Below are 15,552 nucleotides of genomic sequence, written 5' to 3' on the forward strand. Positions count from 1 at the left end.
AACCTCTCGGTGGGGGTCACAAGGGACGGGACCCTCCGAGCTTAACCCACGGTCGATCGGACTGCCCAGAGCAGCGTCCGCCCGTCGTGGACCCGGGTGCGAGGTGCGTCACATCCCGACTTCCTGTCGGCGCAGAAATCTGCTCAATCGCGCGAGTAGTCGTCCTCCAGGCGCGTGATGTCCGCCTCGTCGAACGTGCCGAACGCCACCTCCAGCACCTGCGCGTCCTGCGGCCCCGGGTTGCCGAGCCGGTGGGTCGTCCCGCGCGGGATCCACACGCGCCCACCGAGCTCCACTGTCGTGAGCTCGTCACCGATCTGTGCCGTGACTGGTCCGCGGGTGACCACCCAGAGCTCGTCCCGGTGGTCGTGCACCTGCAGGGACAGGCGCTGGTCGGGACGCACGGTGATCAGCTTGACGGTGGTCGGCTCGTTGTGGGTGAACTGCTCGAACCGGCCCCACGGGCGGCTGTCCTCGACCACCTCGGTGCGGGGGTCGCGCCGGATCTCGCTGATCTGCTGCACGTGTCTGCTCCTGCTGCTCGGGGGTGCCGTCCGACCGACGGACCCGGGGGCGGGCGGGCGTTCAGCGTAGCCCGCGGTCGATCAGGGCGATGTCCGACGAGGGCATGACGTCCGCCGGGGCAGTCTGCACACCACGACGGCGACCACGGCATCCGGGGGGAGGGCACCGAAGACCCGGGAATCCGTTCCGGCACGGGGATTGTCGCTGGTGACCCACCACCGCACCTCGGAGCCGACGACCTGTCGGTGCGACACCCGCTTGACCCCCAGCGGGCGGGGTCCGGTCGGGCCGTCGGGCAGCTGCGCGACCACCAGCCGGCCGCGTCGTACCGGGAGCCCGTGCACCACGAGGAGGCGGTCACCGTCGTGGACGGTGGGTTCCATCGATCGGCCCGACACCCGGGCGATGCCGATCCTCACCGGTGGACGGAGCGCACGCGCGGGATCACTCGCCGAGACGCATCCAGCGGTGCCAGCCCCCGTTCAGCACCAGCCAGGCCATCAGACCGTACCCGGTGCGCCCGGGGTTGCGACCGTCACCGGACAGCATCTCGGCCTCCCACTGCTCGTGGCCGAGCAGCGGGGTGAAACAGTCGACGAAGGGCACGCCGCGGCGGGCGCAGACGTCCGCCTGGGCCTCCACGATGGCCTGCAGCTTCTCGTTCGCCACCGGGTCGACCACCGGGGTGGGGCTCACCACGAAGGTGGCGATGCCGTGGGTGGCCGCGTCGTCGAGCATGTTGGCGACGTTGAGGCGCGAGCGCGCGGTGGTCAGCGCGGCCTCGGGGTCGCCCCCGCCCACACCGATTACCAGACGGCGCTCGTTGCGGTTGCCCCAGCGCGGGTCGCACTCGGTGCGCCAGCGGCTCAGGAGGTGGGCCGAAGTGGCCCCCAGGACGCCGAGGTTGTAGGCGGCCAGGTCGACGTGCTCCAGCGGCGTGCGGGCCATGACGCGGCCCACCCAGCCGAGCGCGCGGTCGTCCCCGTACCCGGAGACCGCACCGTCGCCCACGAAGCACAGCCCGATGCGCCGCTGCCCCTCGCTCACCGTGAACTGCTGCTTGGTGTCGAAGGTGGGACGGGTGCTGTCGCTCGGATAGGTGGGGCGGATGTCGGTCACGCCGGCTCCTTGGGGTCGTGGGTGGGTGTCTCCGGTCCGGCGCACATCATCACCTGCGCCGGGGTGTGCTGTCGACGTGCCTCAGTCCTGCGGCACCGGGATGCTCTGGTGCCAGGTCTGGCTCACGTACTTGGTGCGCCAGCCCATCGCCGAGTAGATCTCGTTGGCCCCGGTGGGGGAGTCCGCGTCCACCTCGAGGTCGACGTACTGGCGGCCGCGCTCGGCGGCGTCGCGGATGACCGCGTGGAGCAGGCCCTTGGCCGCCCCGCGCCCGCGCGCGGCACGGGTGACACCGATGTACTCGATGTACGTGCCGACGGCCTCCGGGACGGCCTGCTGGAGGCCCTCCTCGGCCCGCCGCAGCTGCTCCTCGAGCTCGCCGTCGTCCAGGATCGCCGCGGCGATGACGGCGCCGGCCGTGGTGCCGTCCTCCGCCAGCTCCGCGAGCCACCAGTGGTCCCACCGGTGGGCACGGTCCTCGCGCATGCGGCTCACGAACTCCAGAAAGGGCTCGGGCTGGCTGTCGAAGTGGTCCCGGAAGGAGTCCTCCAGTGCACGGTGCACCGCGCGCAGGTCCTCCTCGTCGGGGAGGCGCCCGGAGGTGTTCTGGTCGACCATGCGGATGGTCAGCCCCTCCTTGGGCGGGCCCAGCGTCTCCGGGGCGGCCTCGGACGGGTCCACCGGCCGCCGCATCTGCCACCAGGTGCGGGCGTGGTGGAAGCCGGCCTCCGTCAGCCGCTCGTGCGTGAACGTGTCCGCCTCGTACGGGCTGGCGTCCAGCACCGTCTCGGAGACCCCCCGCCGCAGCCCGATCCGGGTGGCGGCCTCACGGCCCCAGGCGTACAAGGCGTGCCAGACGCGGGTCGCCTCCACACCGTCGATCTCACCGGCCACCAGGGCCGGGTCGAGGACGACGTCGATCATGATGCGGTGCACGGCGCGGTCGTGGACGTTCACCCAGCCGCGCACCTCACCGTCCGCGTCCTGGGCGGTGCGGTGGAACCGGAACTCGGCCCCGCGGCCCAGCACCCGGTCGTCCACGTCGATCCACGCGGTGGAGGCCTTGCCCAGGACCGACTCCTGGTGTGCCGCGTACAGGCGCGTCATGGCAGGCGTCTCGGCGGCCACCGGCTTGCGCAGGTGCCACCCCTCGGGCAGCTGGTCCTCACCGGCCGTGACGTCGCTGGTGATGTCCAGCGCCATCGCGAGCTCGCCGTGGTACCGCTTGCGGAAGTTCTCCATCGGACTCAGTCCTCGAAGGCGGCGCGGATCAGCTCGGCCTGCTCGGCCTTGTGCTTGGAGCCCACGCCGGTCGCGGGGGAGGCCGACGCGGGACGGGTGACGGGGCGCAGGGTGCGCTCCTCACCGTGCTCGGCCAGTGCCTCCGGCAGGTTGACGGCCATGAACGGCCAGGCGCCCTGGTTGCGGGGCTCGTCCTGCACCCACACCAGCTCGGCGTCCGGGTAGGCGGCCAGCGCCTCGGCGATCTCCTTGCCGGGGAGCGGGGCGAGCTGCTCCACCCGGACGATCGCGACGTCCTGGGCGTCCCGCTTGTCGCGCTCGGCGGCCAGGTCGTAGTAGACGCGGCTGGAGCAGACCAGCACCCGCTTCACCTTCTTCGCCTCGGGCTGCTCCGGGTCGGGGATGACCGGCTGGAAGCTGCCCTCGGTGAAGTCCTCCACGGAGCTCACCGCGGCCTTGAGGCGCAGGAGCTGCTTGGGGGTGAACACCACCAGCGGACGGCCGGGCTCGCTCTCGGCCTGCTTGCGCAGCAGGTGGAAGTGGTTGGCCGGGGTGGAGGGGTAGGCCACGGTCATGTTCTGCTCCGCGAAGAGCGTCAGGAAGCGCTCGATGCGGGCGGAGGAGTGGTCCGGTCCCTGGCCCTCGTAGCCGTGGGGCAGCAGCAGCACCACGCGGGAGCGCTGGTTCCACTTCTGCTCGGAGGAGGCAAGGAACTCGTCGATGACGGTCTGCGCCCCGTCGACGAAGTCACCGAACTGGGCCTCCCAGAGCACCAGGGCCTCGGTGTCCTCCACCGCGTAGCCGTACTCGAAGCCGAGCACCGCGTACTCGCTGAGCAGCGAGTCGTAGATGTCGAACCGGCCCTGGTCCTCGCTGATGTGGCGCAGCGGGGTCCACTCGTCGGCGGTCACGTTGTCCACCATGATCGCGTGGCGCTGGGTGAAAGTGCCGCGACGGCTGTCCTGGCCGCTCATGCGCACGTCGCGACCGCCGGCAAGCGTCGCGCCGAAGGCCAGCAGTTCGCCCATGCCCCAGTCGATGCCGCCCTCGGAGGCCATTGAGGTGCGCCTCTGGAGCAGCTTCTCGAGCTTGGGGTGCACGCTGAAGCCCTCGGGGACGTCGGAGAACACCGACCCCAGCTTCTCCAGGAGCTCCGGGGACAGGCTGGTGTCCACCGAGTCGGCGTCCCAGCCGTGCTCGACGGGCTCGACGTCCGAGCCGCCGGACCCGGCCTGGGCCTCGTTCTCCTTGAGGGCCTGCTTGGTCTCGGTGAAGACCGACTCGAGCTTCTGCTGGTAGTCCTGCAGCATCGCCTTGGCGTCGTCCTCGTCGATGTCGCCGCGCCCCAGCAGGGAGTCCTGGTAGATCTTGCGCACCGAGCGCTTGTTGTTCACCAGGTTGTACATCTGCGGCTGTGTCATCGACGGGTCGTCGCCCTCGTTGTGACCGCGACGGCGGTAGCAGACCATGTCCACCACGACGTCCTTGTGGAAGGCCTCGCGGTAGGCGAAGGCGAGCTCGGCCACCCGGGAGCAGGCCTCGGGGTCGTCACCGTTCACGTGGAAGACCGGCGCCTCGATCATCTTGGCGACGTCGGTCGAGTACCGGGAGGTGCGGCCCTCCAGCGGGGAGGTCGTGAAGCCGACCTGGTTGTTCACCACGATGTGGATGGTGCCGCCGGTCTTGTACCCGGACAGTCGGCTCATCTGCAGCGTCTCGGCCACGACGCCCTGGCCAGCGAACGCCGCGTCGCCGTGCAGCAGGATCGGCAGCACGGGGTACTCGCCGTCCTGCTCGGCCAGGCGGTCCTGCTTGGCACGCGCGATGCCCTCGAGCACCGGGTTCACGGCCTCCAGGTGGGACGGGTTGGCAGCCAGGTAGACACCCACCTCGTTGCCCTCGTCGTCGGTGAACGTGTCCGAGGTGCCCAGGTGGTACTTGACGTCGCCGGAGCCGTGGGCCGAGCGGGACTCGCCCTCGAACTCACGGAAGATCTGGCCGTAGGACTTGCCCGCGATGTTGGCCAGCACGTTGAGGCGCCCGCGGTGCGGCATGCCGATGCAGACCTCGGACAGACCCTCAGATGCGGCCTCGCGGAGGATGATGTCCAGCATCGCGATGACCGACTCGCCGCCCTCGAGGCTGAAGCGCTTCTGCCCGACGAACTTGGTCTGCAGGAAGGTCTCGAAGGCCTCGGCCGCGTTGAGGCGACCGAGCAGGTTCAGTTGCTCCTCGCGGCTGGGCTTCTCGAACGGCTGCTCGATCTGCTCCTGCATCCAGCGACGCTGCATCGGGTCGGAGATGTACATGTACTCGACACCGATGGTGCGGCAGTAGGAGTCGCGGAGGATGCCGAGGATGTCGCGCAGCGGCAGACGCTCGGCGCCGCCGAACCCGTTGGTGGCGAACTCGCGGTCCAGGTCCCACAGCGTCAGACCGTGGCTGTTGATGTCCAGGTCGGGGTGGCGACGCAGCTGGTACTCCAGCGGGTCGGTGTCGGCCATCAGGTGACCGCGCTCCCGGTAGGCCTGGATGAGGGCCTGGACGCGGGCGTCCTTGGAGAGGTCGTTCTCGTGGACCGCGGCGATGTCCGGGGTCCAGCGCACAGGCTCGTAGGGGATGCGCAGCGACTGGAAGATCTCGTCGTAGAAGCCGTCCTCGCCCAGCAGGTAGCCGTGCACCAGCTTGAGGAACTCACCGGAGGCCGCGCCCTGGATGACGCGGTGGTCGTAGGTGGAGGTCAGCGTGAGGATCTTGCTGACGGCGTCCTTGGCGATGCGCTCGATGGACATGCCCTGGAACTCGGCCGGGTAGTCCAGCGCGCCCACGCCGATGATGGCCGACTGGCCGCCCATCAGGCGCGGCACCGAGTGGTTGGTGCCGATGCCGCCGGGGTTGGTCAGCGACATGGTCGTGCCGGTGAGGTCCGAGACGTCCAGCTTGTTGTCGCGGGCCTTGGCGACCAGAGCGTCGTAGGCGTACCAGAACTGGGTGAAGTCCATCTGGTCGGCGTTCTTGATGCTCGGCACGAGCAGGGTGCGGCTGCCGTCCGGCTTCTTCATGTCGATGGCGATGCCGAGGTGCAGGGCTCCCGGGTCGGTGACCGTGGGCTTGCCCTTCTCGTCGGTGCCGTAGACGAAGTTCATGTCCGGCATGGCACGCACGGCCTTGACCAGGGCGTAGCCGATGAGGTGCGTGAAGCTGATCTTGCCGCCGCGGTTGCGGGCGAGATGGCCGTTGATGACGATGCGGTTGTCGATCAGCGCCTTGGCCGGCACGCCGCGCACGGAGGTTGCGGTCGGCACCTCGAGGGAGGCGTCCATCGCCTTCACGATGGCGGCCGCGGTGCCCTTGATCTTCTGGGTCTTCGCCTCGGGCTCGGCCTGCACGTCGCGGGGGCCGGGCATGTCGCGGCTCAGCGGGCGACGGCGGGGCGGGATCTGGCCCTCGGACGGCGCGGTGTCCTCGCGCAGGACGGTGGACCGCTTCTGCGAGGGGACGACCTTCTCGGCCTTGGCGGCCTTGCGCTTGCGGTCGGTGCCCGCGTCGTCGGCCGACTTCTCGGCCTTCTCCTTCTTCTGCGGGGTCGACTCGGAGCTCTTGCCCGCGGCCTTGCCCTCCTTGTCGCCCTTCGCCTTCTCGGCGTCCTTGGCGGAGGCCTTGCTCTTGGCCTTCTCGGCGGCCTCGGAGTCGCGGCCACCGCTCTTGGGGGTCTTGGCGGCCGGGGTGCTGGCGGCGGGTGCGCTCTCCTCGCCGTCCGGGGTCCAGGTGGCGAAGAGCTCCTGCCACTCGGTCCCCACCGAGCTCGGATCCTCACGCCACTGCTCGTACTTGTCCTCCACCAGCCAGTCGTTGGCCCCAAAGGTGGCCTGGGCGTCGGAGGAGTGGTTCTGGGCCACGGTGGATGCGCCTTCTTCCCTGCACTCGAGGTCACGAACGCCGGCGGTCCACCCGGGAGCGGGCAGCCTGATCCGGCACTGCTAGGGCAAGCCTAATGCGTGCACCCCGGGGTCGCGCAGGGCGGGATACGACCTCGGCGCGCCCCCGCCTCGGTCCGTGTGTGGCCGGGCACACCATGCCCGGCGGAGCCGGGACCGAGGGGTGCGCAGGAGGGAGGAGCAGCTCATCCGAACTGAGGGTGTAGTCGTGGCTGGAAGCCGCCGGCGTCCAGGAGTGCTCGGGCGATGTGGTGGGTGAGGTCGCGGAAGCCCAGGGCGGAGCCGCGTAGGTGTTCGAGGCGGCCGTTGATGGCCTCGGTGGGGCCGTTGCTGGTGGCGGGAAGGTCGAGGAACGTCAACACGTCGGCGGCGCGCTTGGTGAGGGTCCGTCCAAGCGTGACGCGTTCGCTCAGCGCCGCCGGGACACCGCGTGCCAGGGAGTCGATCACCGCGGTCATGAGAGTCCGGCCCCGGGAGCGGCCGGGGTGGTGGTAGGCAGTGACCATGCGCTGGTAGATGCCCCAGGTCGCCTCGACCTCGATGTGCTCGTCGCCGGCGAGCACAGCCTCCAGCCGGGCCTTCTGCTTGTCGGTGAGCAGGTCGACGCCGTCGCGCCAGGTCTTCGGGCGGGCGGCGACTCAGGTCTTGAACGCGCTCTTAGATCGGGCGGGACTGCTGCACGATTAGGTGACAGTGGTGTCAGGCCGCGAGTCCCACGGCTGGGTTCATGATGGTCTCGTACTCAAGGGGGGGTCAATCGGTGCAGGCGTGCCCGCCGGACCCGGAGGTTCGACGGGCACGCAGGAGGGGGCAAGTAGACCCCTAATACGGTTCAGATGACGTCGCGCCGCATAGTCACCAGCATCCCCAGCAGGGCGGCGCCCAGGCCGTAGGCGGCCATCACCAGGACGCCTCCCCACCACGGGAGGAGGCCGATCCCGATGGTCTGGCCCAGGTCAGTGATGGCACTGGTGGCCATGGAGGGGAAGAACTTGGCGACGTCCTCGAGCCACGAGAACTTGCCGGCCCCCGCCATGATGACCTGGGAGAGGATGGGCTCGATGATGAGCGCGAAGGTGACGCCGATGATGGTGGCCCACAGCGGGTTCGGCACCAGGATGCCCAGTCCGACGCCTAGCAGGCACCACAGCATGACCACGACGACGCCGGCCCCGAGTGTCTTGAGGAGCTCGTCGAGCTCGGGGAACAGTGGGAAGTCGTGCGCCATCATCGGCCAGGCGCCGCCGGCGATGGAGCCGAGCACGAAAGCCAGTCCGAAGAGCAGGCCGAGGACCGCGATGCTCAGGAGCTTGGCACCCATGACCTGTGTGCGGCGCGGCACGGCCAGGAAGGTGCTGGTGAGCGTCCGGTAGCGGGCCTCGGTGCCCACCAGGAGAGCTCCGCCGACAAGGGCGATGATGTACGCGAAGGTCACCGGACCCGTGTACACGCTGCGTGCCACTTCCAGGTCGTCCAGGGGGATCTCGTTGCCCTGCGTGTCGAAGGTGACGGCTGTGGAGGCGGTGAAGTAGCCGATCAGCAGCGCGAACAGGGCGCTGATGACGAAGATGGCCAGTGACATGCCCCACCACATCTTGGTGGTGAAGATCTTGCGCATCTCAGAGGTCAGGACACCCATGTCAGTTCGCCTCCTGGTTGCGGTTTCCGTGCTGGTCCGTCAGGCGCACGAACATCTCCTCGAGGTCGGAGGCCGTGCTGATGAGGCCGTAGATGGGCTGGCCGGCGGCAAGGGCCGTGTCTCCGATGAGGACAGTGTCGTCGGAGTCGACCTCGACTGCGGACGGGCTGAGAATCGTGGTGCGGGCGCCCCTCTCGGTTAGCACGCGGGCCAGGGCCTCGGCGTCGAGGGTGGTGACCCGGGTGCCGGAAGAGCCCTGCAGCTCCTGCATCGTGCCGGCGGCGATCCTGCGGCCGTTGGCGATGATCACGATGTCGTCGACGGTCTGCTGGACCTCGCTGAGCATGTGCGAGCTGACGAGGATCGTCTTCCCCTCATCGTGGGCCAGGTGCCGCAGGAAGGTCCGGAGCCACCGGATACCCTGCGGGTCCAGGCCGTTGGCCGGCTCGTCCAGCACGAGCAGCTGCGGGTCGCCCAACAGCGCCGTGGCGAGCCCCAGACGCTGTCGCATGCCCATGGAGTAGCCGCCGGCCTTCTTGCGCGCGGCGGCGGGGATACCGACGAGGTCGAGCAGTTCGTCCACCCTTCTGTCCGGGATCCCGTGCGTCGCCGCGATGACGCGGAGGTGGTCGCGGCCGCTGCGTCCAGGGTGGAAGTTCGTGGCCTCAAGGGCAGCGCCGACGGTGTGCAGGGGCTGGGGGATGTCCCGGTACGCCCGGCTGTTGATGGTGGCGGTGCCCGCGGTGATCCGGATGAGGCCCAGCAGCATGCGCAGGGTCGTGGTCTTGCCGGACCCGTTCGGCCCGAGGAAGCCCGTCACCCGCCCCGGCTCGACCGTGAAGTTCAAGTCGTCGACGGCGCGGAAGCTGCCGTAGTGCTTGGAGAGGCTCTGCACCTCGACCCGTGCGCCTCGGCTCGGGTCCCCACGGCGGGTGTCGCCGTGCACTGAGCGATCAGGTGCTGGCCCGTCAGGGCGCAGGGCTGTGCTCACGTCACCTCCTGGTGTTCGGGGCCCGGTACCGCATCGGCCTCGGGCCCAGTGGTTTCTGGTACGCCAGCCATCACATCATCTACCGGGGGCGGAGGCCCGTGACCCGACGGGATGGCAACGCATGACATGCGTCACCCCCCCAGGGAGGGGAGGAGGGTGGCGCCCGTCCGAGGAGCCCGTCGCGAGCGCAGACACGGGGGCCGGGAACCGCTAACTTCACAAGCGTTCGTTCCCGACCTGCCCGTTCCTGACCCAGGAGAGCCATGCCCACGAACCCGTCCTCCCACTCCGTCGACCGTCGTACCTTCCTCGGCTCCGCGGCCCTCGGCCTCGTCATCGCCGGCAGCTCCACTCCCTTCGCCTCACACACGCACGCGGTCCAGACCACGCGTGCGGCGGCCGGCTACGGCCCGCTGCGCCCCGCCGGGCCGCTGCTGGCCCTGCCGGAGGGCTTCTCGTACACCGTTCTTGCCGAGTCCGACACAACCACCGAGGACGGTTACTACGTCGCGGGTGACCAGGACGCCATGGGCTGCTTTCCCGGGGAGGACGGCGGCTCGGTCATCGTGTGCAACCACGAGGTCGGTGGGGACGTCCCTCGCGGCGTGCCGCACTCCGACGGCCTCGTGTACGACGCGAGCGCCAAGGGCGGCACCTCCACCCTCGTCGTCGACGCCGACAACCGGGTGCTCGCGCACTACACCTCGCTGGCCGGGACGGTCGACAACTGCGCCGGTGGCGTGACCCCGTGGGGCACGTGGCTGACCTGTGAGGAGACCGAGGAGCGCGCCGGCACCCACGAGGACGACGGTGTGACGTACACCTTCGAGAAGGACCACGGCTACGTCTTCGAGGTCGACCCGACCAGTGCCGAGGCCAATCGTGGCAAGGCGAACCTCCCGCTGAAGTTCCTGGGTCGGTTCGCCCACGAGGCGGCCGCGGTGGACCCGGACAGCGGTCACATCTACCTCACCGAGGACGCCGACGAGCCGAACGGCCTCTACTACCGCTGGACGCCGCCGGCGGGCTACCGCCAGGGCGTCGGCGCCCTGCACGTACTCGCCGAGGGCGGTGAGGTCGAGGTCGGCACGCTGGAGGCGATGGTGGCCACGACCGACGGCGGTGAGCACGTGACCGACCTGTCTCTGGCCACGCGTGCCGGCACCACCTACACCGTCGAGTGGGTGGAGGTGCCCGACCGGGACGCCCGTGAGGTGTCGGTGCGCGAGCAGTTCGAGAACGACCAGGTGACCCGCGCCCGCAAGCTCGAGGGGCAGTGGTGGGGCGACGGCGGTGCGTACTTCGTGGCCAGCTACGGGCGTCAGGACGAGGGCTCGATCCATGAGCACGACGGGCAGGTCTGGTTCCTGGACCCGCACGAGCAGACCATCACGCTGACCACGATCTTCGGCGTCAACCCCGACCCGGAGAAGGGCGGCGTCGACGGTCCGGACAACATCACCGTGTCACCCCACGGCGGGCTCGTCCTGGCCGAGGACGGCGAGGGCCTGTCCCACCTGCTCGGTGTGACCGAGGAGGGGGAGGCCTACAAGCTGGCGCAGAACCTCCTGGACGACAGCGAGTGGGCCGGTCCCTGCTTCAATGCCGCCGGTACCACGCTGTTCGCCAACATCCAGGGCGAGCCCGGGCGCACGTTCGCGATCACCGGGCCGTGGGGCGGTGACGGTCCGATCGTCGACACCGGCGTCTCCGGTGGATCGGCCTTCGGTGACGCCCAGCGTCGCGTGTCGGGTCTGTTCGGCTGACGTCGAGAGGGCATGGAAGAGGGCCCCGGTCCGTCGTGGACCGGGGCCCTTCCCGTACGTGCGCCCCCGGCAGGATTCGAACCTGCGCACCCGCCTCCGGAGGGCGGTGCTCTATCCCCTGAGCTACGGGGGCACGTGGCCGTCCGTGCCGTGGCACGTCAGCCGGTCGTCGTCTCGGACTAAGGGGACAGCCTACCAGCCGTCGGCAGCGCCCTGCATGTGCACGCCCGCCGGTCGGTAGGGTTCAGCCCATGACGCCCGAACAGCTCGCACAGGCCATCACCGCGGCCCTCCAGGCCGCCGTCGACGCAGGGGAGATCACCGTCGAGGTGCCCGGCGAGGTGCGGGTGGAGCGACCCAAGGACCGCAACCACGGTGACTGGGCGAGCAACGTGGCGCTGCAGCTGGCCAAGAAGGCCGGCATGAACCCGCGGGAGCTCGCCGAGCTGGTGGCCGCCCGGCTGCGGGAGGCCGAGGGCGTCGCGGCCGTCGACATCGCCGGCCCCGGCTTCATGAACATCACGCTGGACGCCGCCAGCGCCGGCGAGCTGGCCCGCACCATCGTCGAGGGCGCCGAGGGCTACGGCGACAGTGACGCGCTGTCCGGCCACACGATCAACGTCGAGTTCATCTCGGCCAACCCGACCGGCCACCTGCACGTGGGGCACACGCGGTGGGCCGCGCTGGGCGACTCGATGCGCCGGCTCCTGGCCGCGAGCGGTGCCGACGTGACGGCCGAGTACTACATCAACGACGCCGGCACGCAGATGGATAAGTTCGGCGAGTCCGTCCTGGCCGCCGCGCTGGGGGAGCCCACCCCGGAGGGCGGCTACCCGGGTGAGTACGTGCAGGAGCTCGGGGCGAAGGTGCTGGAGCAGCGCGCCGACCTGAAGGACCTGCCCCGGGACGAGGGGATCGCCGTGGCGCGGGAGCTGGGCTACCCGCTGATGCTGGGCATGATCCGCTCCACCCTGGACCGCTTCGGGGTGCACTTCGACGTGTGGTTCAGCGAGAAGTCCCTGCACGACGCGGGGGACGTGGACCGCGCCATCAACCGGCTTCGCGAGCAGGGCCACGTGTACGACGCGGAGGGTGCCACCTGGCTGCGCACCACCGACTTCACCGACGACAAGGACCGCGTGCTGGTCCGTTCCAACGGTGACCACACCTACTTCGCCAGCGACGCTGCCTACTACCTGTCCAAGAAGGACCGCGGGTTCACCGAGAAGATCTACCTCCTGGGCGCCGACCACCACGGCTACGTCAACCGGCTCAAGGCCATCAGCGCCGCCGCGGGGGACGACCCCGCGCGGAACATCGAGATCCGCATCGGTCAGCTGATCTCCATCAACGGCGCCAAGCTGAGCAAGCGCGCCGGCAACGTGGTGGACCTGGACGACATGCTCGACTGGATCGGCGCCGACGCCATCCGCTACTCGCTGGCCCGGTACCCCGCGGACACCCCGCTGAGCCTGGACGGGGAGGAGCTGCGCAAGCAGACCAACGACAACCCGGTCTTCTACGTCCAGTACGCCCACGCGCGCACGGCCAACGTCGCGCGCCTGGCGGACGCGGACGGCGTGGACCGCGCCGACGGCTTCGACCCCGCCCTGCTGGACCACGAGACCGAGGCCACCCTGCTCGCCGCGCTCGGTGACTTCCCGCGCGTGGTCGCCCAGGCCGCGGAGCTCCGCGAGCCGCACCGGGTGGCGCGCTACCTGGAGGGCCTGGCCGGTGCCTTCCACAAGTGGTACGACGCCTGCCGCGTGCGCCCGCGCGACGGTGAGGAGGTCACGGACCTGCACCGCTCCCGCCTGTGGCTGAACGACGCCACCGGGGTGGTGCTGCGCCGCGGTCTGGACCTGCTGGGGGTCTCCGCGCCCGAGCGCATGTGAGCCCCTGTCCCGGTGTGCTGAGTGCCTGCCGGGGCCGGGTGATACGGTGACTGCGTCGGCAGGGACAACGTTCCCTCCCGGCTTCCCAGACCTGAGGGTCGTCCCCCCGCTTCGGGCACACACGTCCGACGCGTGGACGTGATGACGGACCCGGTTGCACATACCCTCCTCGCCACGACGGCGATTCCCGCAGGTCGACCATCGAGCACGACGGACCACGCCCTCCTTCGGCGTGCCCGCGGCGTGCCGACATCCATCACCGCTGCGCCGTCCGGGCGCAGGTTGGAAGGACTTGCATGACAGACCAGACCCAGCCGGCCGAGAGCCCCAAGCGCTCCACTGCGCTGAGCACGCTGCGCCTGGCCGAGCTCCAGGAGCTGGCCGCGAGCATGGGCATCGACACCACCAAGAAGCGCAAGGGGGACCTGGTCGCCGAGATCCGCCAGGCGCGGGTCGACGCCGGGTCTGCGCGTCCCGAGCCGCAGCCCGAGTCCACCGTCACGGCCCCGGCCGCAGCGGTGACCAAGGTCGAGGAGACCGGGGCGGCCGAGTCGCGCGCGCCGGAGTCCACCGACGAGTCCTCGACGGTGGGGAACCGCCGGGGCGAGGACGCCGACGACTCCGAGGGCGGCTCCTCGCGCACCCGCCGCGGTCGCCGTGGAGGTCGCTCGCGGGGCGAGTCCGGGTCCGAGGAGGGCGACTCCTCCCGCCAGGGAGAGGCCGAGCAGGGCACCGACTCCCGTGATGAGGACGCCGAGCGTCGCCCGGAGGGTGGCCGCGACCGCCGTCGGGACGACCGGGGGCGTCGGCAGGACGACGACCGCGACCGTCGCCGCGAGGACGACCGTCGCGACGACTCGGGCGAGGAGCGCTCGCGGGACGACCGTCGTGACGACTCGCGCGGGGGCCAGCGGGACGGCAACGGCCCGAACCGGGGCAACGGTTCGGACCGCCGCGACGACGAGGAGCGGGGCGGCCGTCGCCGCAACCGCCGCAACCGTCGCAACCGGGGCCGCAACCGCGACGACAACAACGACGGTCGCGACCAGCAGGGGCGCGGCGGGCAGGAGAACGACGCCGACCTGGTGCCGATCGCCGGCATCCTGGACGTCTTCGACTCCTACGGCTTCGTCCGCACCACCGGCTACCTGCCCGGCCCCAGCGACGTGTACGTGCCGATGCAGATGATCAAGCGCCACGGCCTGCGCAAGGGTGACGCCGTGGTCGGTCGCATCAAGCCGCGCCACGACCTGGACGACGACATGCCGACCCCGCAGCCGCAGCAGGGCCGCCGCAACCAGAAGGCGAACAAGAACAAGTTCAACGCCCTGGTGAAGGTGGACCAGGTGAACGGGATGTCCGCCGAGGATGCCCGTCGTCGCGTGGAGTTCGGCAAGCTCACCCCGCTGTATCCGCAGCAGCGCATGCGGCTCGAGGGCGAGCAGAAGAACTACACCAACCGCGTCATCGACCTGGTGGCCCCCATCGGCAAGGGGCAGCGCGGTCTCATCGTGGCTCCGCCGAAGGCCGGCAAGACGATGATCCTGCAGTCGATCGCCAACGCGATCACGGAGAACAACCCCGAGGCGCACCTCATGATCGTCCTGGTGGACGAGCGCCCCGAGGAGGTCACCGACATGCAGCGCACGGTCAAGGGTGAGGTCATCGCCTCCACCTTCGACCGCCCGGCCGACGACCACACGACCGTCGCGGAGCTCGCCATCGAGCGCGCCAAGCGCCTGGTCGAGATGGGGCAGGACGTCGTGGTGCTGCTGGACTCCATCACCCGTCTGGGGCGCGCCTACAACATCGCCGCCCCGGCCTCCGGCCGCATCCTCTCCGGTGGTGTGGACTCCTCGGCGCTCTACCCGCCGAAGCGCTTCTTCGGTGCCGCCCGCAATATCGAGAACGGCGGCTCGCTGACCATCCTGGCCACCGCCCTGGTCGAGACCGGCTCGAAGATGGACGAGGTGATCTTCGAGGAGTTCAAGGGCACCGGAAACATGGAGCTGCGCCTCTCGCGCCAGCTGGCCGACCGCCGCGTCTTCCCGGCCGTCGACGTGAACGCCTCGGGCACCCGCAAGGAGGAGATCCTGCTCTCCTCCGAGGAGCTCAAGGTGGTCTGGAAGCTGCGCCGGGTGCTCACCGCGCTGGACACCCAGTCGGCGATGGAACTGCTCCTGGACCGCATGAAGAAGACCTCCGGCAACGGGGAGTTCCTCATGCAGGTGCAGCAGACCTCCTCGATCAAGCTCGACGACGAGGACTGACCCGCTCCGGGGCGAGCCTGCACTCGAGCCCCTGGTGGGAGAACCCGTGACCCCCTGACGCATCGCAACGCGTCAGGGGTCACGGCTGTCCGGGGAGGTGCTCGGGGTGCGGCGCGAAGGGGGAGTGCCGCCGGGCTCGGAGCGGATGCGGCGGCGGTGTTGCACCG

10 protein-coding genes, 1 tRNA gene and 1 pseudogene are annotated in these 15,552 nt (G+C 70.2%); 3 read left to right on the top strand and 9 right to left on the bottom strand.

Annotated features, from left to right (window positions below; translation table 11 throughout):
• Positions 1–143 precede the first annotated feature (143 nt).
• The 8 genes and pseudogenes from ACY8FT_RS01545 to ACY8FT_RS01580 all read right to left on the bottom strand — a co-directional run bounded on the left by ACY8FT_RS01545 (position 144) and on the right by ACY8FT_RS01580 (position 9,409).
• A complete protein-coding gene (locus tag ACY8FT_RS01545; RefSeq protein WP_462417191.1) occupies positions 144–524 on the bottom strand; it encodes a phosphomannose isomerase type II C-terminal cupin domain in 381 nt (126 codons plus the stop codon).
• Positions 525–605: 81 nt separating this feature from the next.
• Positions 606–944 carry a S24/S26 family peptidase gene (locus ACY8FT_RS01550; protein ID WP_462417192.1) on the bottom strand — a complete coding sequence of 113 codons (339 nt, stop codon included), beginning with the start codon at positions 942–944 and terminating at the stop codon, positions 606–608.
• Between the two features lie 25 nt (positions 945–969).
• Positions 970–1,644, bottom strand: a complete 675-nt coding sequence (locus ACY8FT_RS01555) for a GDSL-type esterase/lipase family protein (RefSeq protein ID WP_462417193.1) — start codon at positions 1,642–1,644, stop codon at positions 970–972.
• An 81-nt stretch (positions 1,645–1,725) separates the two neighbouring features.
• Positions 1,726–2,886 carry a GNAT family N-acetyltransferase gene (locus ACY8FT_RS01560; protein WP_462417194.1) on the bottom strand — a complete coding sequence of 387 codons (1,161 nt, stop codon included), beginning with the start codon at positions 2,884–2,886 and terminating at the stop codon, positions 1,726–1,728.
• 5 nt (positions 2,887–2,891) lie between these two features.
• Positions 2,892–6,785 carry a multifunctional oxoglutarate decarboxylase/oxoglutarate dehydrogenase thiamine pyrophosphate-binding subunit/dihydrolipoyllysine-residue succinyltransferase subunit gene (locus tag ACY8FT_RS01565; RefSeq protein WP_462417195.1) on the bottom strand — a complete coding sequence of 1,298 codons (3,894 nt, stop codon included), beginning with the start codon at positions 6,783–6,785 and terminating at the stop codon, positions 2,892–2,894.
• A gap of 224 nt (positions 6,786–7,009) precedes the next feature.
• Positions 7,010–7,435 (bottom strand): annotated as a pseudogene (locus ACY8FT_RS01570) (transposase); the annotation flags it as partial.
• Positions 7,436–7,656: 221 nt separating this feature from the next.
• Entirely contained in the window at positions 7,657–8,463 is an 807-nt protein-coding gene (locus ACY8FT_RS01575; RefSeq protein ID WP_462417196.1) for an ABC transporter permease, read from the bottom strand.
• Between the two features lies 1 nt (position 8,464).
• A complete protein-coding gene (locus ACY8FT_RS01580) occupies positions 8,465–9,409 on the bottom strand; it encodes an ABC transporter ATP-binding protein (protein WP_462418375.1) in 945 nt (314 codons plus the stop codon).
• Between the two features lie 308 nt (positions 9,410–9,717).
• Between ACY8FT_RS01580 and ACY8FT_RS01585 the strand changes: the two genes are divergently transcribed.
• A complete protein-coding gene (locus ACY8FT_RS01585) occupies positions 9,718–11,220 on the top strand; it encodes an alkaline phosphatase PhoX (protein ID WP_462417197.1) in 1,503 nt (500 codons plus the stop codon).
• Positions 11,221–11,281: 61 nt separating this feature from the next.
• Here ACY8FT_RS01585 and ACY8FT_RS01590 read toward each other — a convergent pair.
• Positions 11,282–11,353 (bottom strand) — tRNA-Arg (locus ACY8FT_RS01590).
• Positions 11,354–11,471: 118 nt separating this feature from the next.
• On the opposite strand from ACY8FT_RS01590, the gene argS reads away from it, so the two are divergent.
• Both argS and rho read left to right on the top strand, forming a co-directional pair.
• Positions 11,472–13,115 (top strand): arginine--tRNA ligase, encoded by a 1,644-nt coding sequence (argS, locus tag ACY8FT_RS01595; RefSeq protein ID WP_462417198.1) that lies wholly within the window; start codon positions 11,472–11,474, stop codon positions 13,113–13,115.
• A 296-nt stretch (positions 13,116–13,411) separates the two neighbouring features.
• Positions 13,412–15,385, top strand: a complete 1,974-nt coding sequence (gene rho, locus ACY8FT_RS01600) for a transcription termination factor Rho (RefSeq protein ID WP_462417199.1) — start codon at positions 13,412–13,414, stop codon at positions 15,383–15,385.
• The last annotated feature ends 167 nt before the right edge of the window (positions 15,386–15,552 follow it).

Source organism: Kytococcus sp. Marseille-QA3725, from assembly GCF_054950055.1.

What these genes read in the sequence shown, in the direction of transcription:
- rho (WP_462417199.1), top strand. Translation starts at nt 13,412, where the DNA reads ATGACAGACCAGACCCAGCCGGCCGAGAGCCCCAAGCGCTCCACTGCG.
- ACY8FT_RS01575 (WP_462417196.1), bottom strand. Translation starts at nt 8,463, where the DNA reads ATGGGTGTCCTGACCTCTGAGATGCGCAAGATCTTCACCACCAAGATG.
- ACY8FT_RS01585 (WP_462417197.1), top strand. Translation starts at nt 9,718, where the DNA reads ATGCCCACGAACCCGTCCTCCCACTCCGTCGACCGTCGTACCTTCCTC.
- argS (WP_462417198.1), top strand. Translation starts at nt 11,472, where the DNA reads ATGACGCCCGAACAGCTCGCACAGGCCATCACCGCGGCCCTCCAGGCC.
- ACY8FT_RS01560 (WP_462417194.1), bottom strand. Translation starts at nt 2,886, where the DNA reads ATGGAGAACTTCCGCAAGCGGTACCACGGCGAGCTCGCGATGGCGCTG.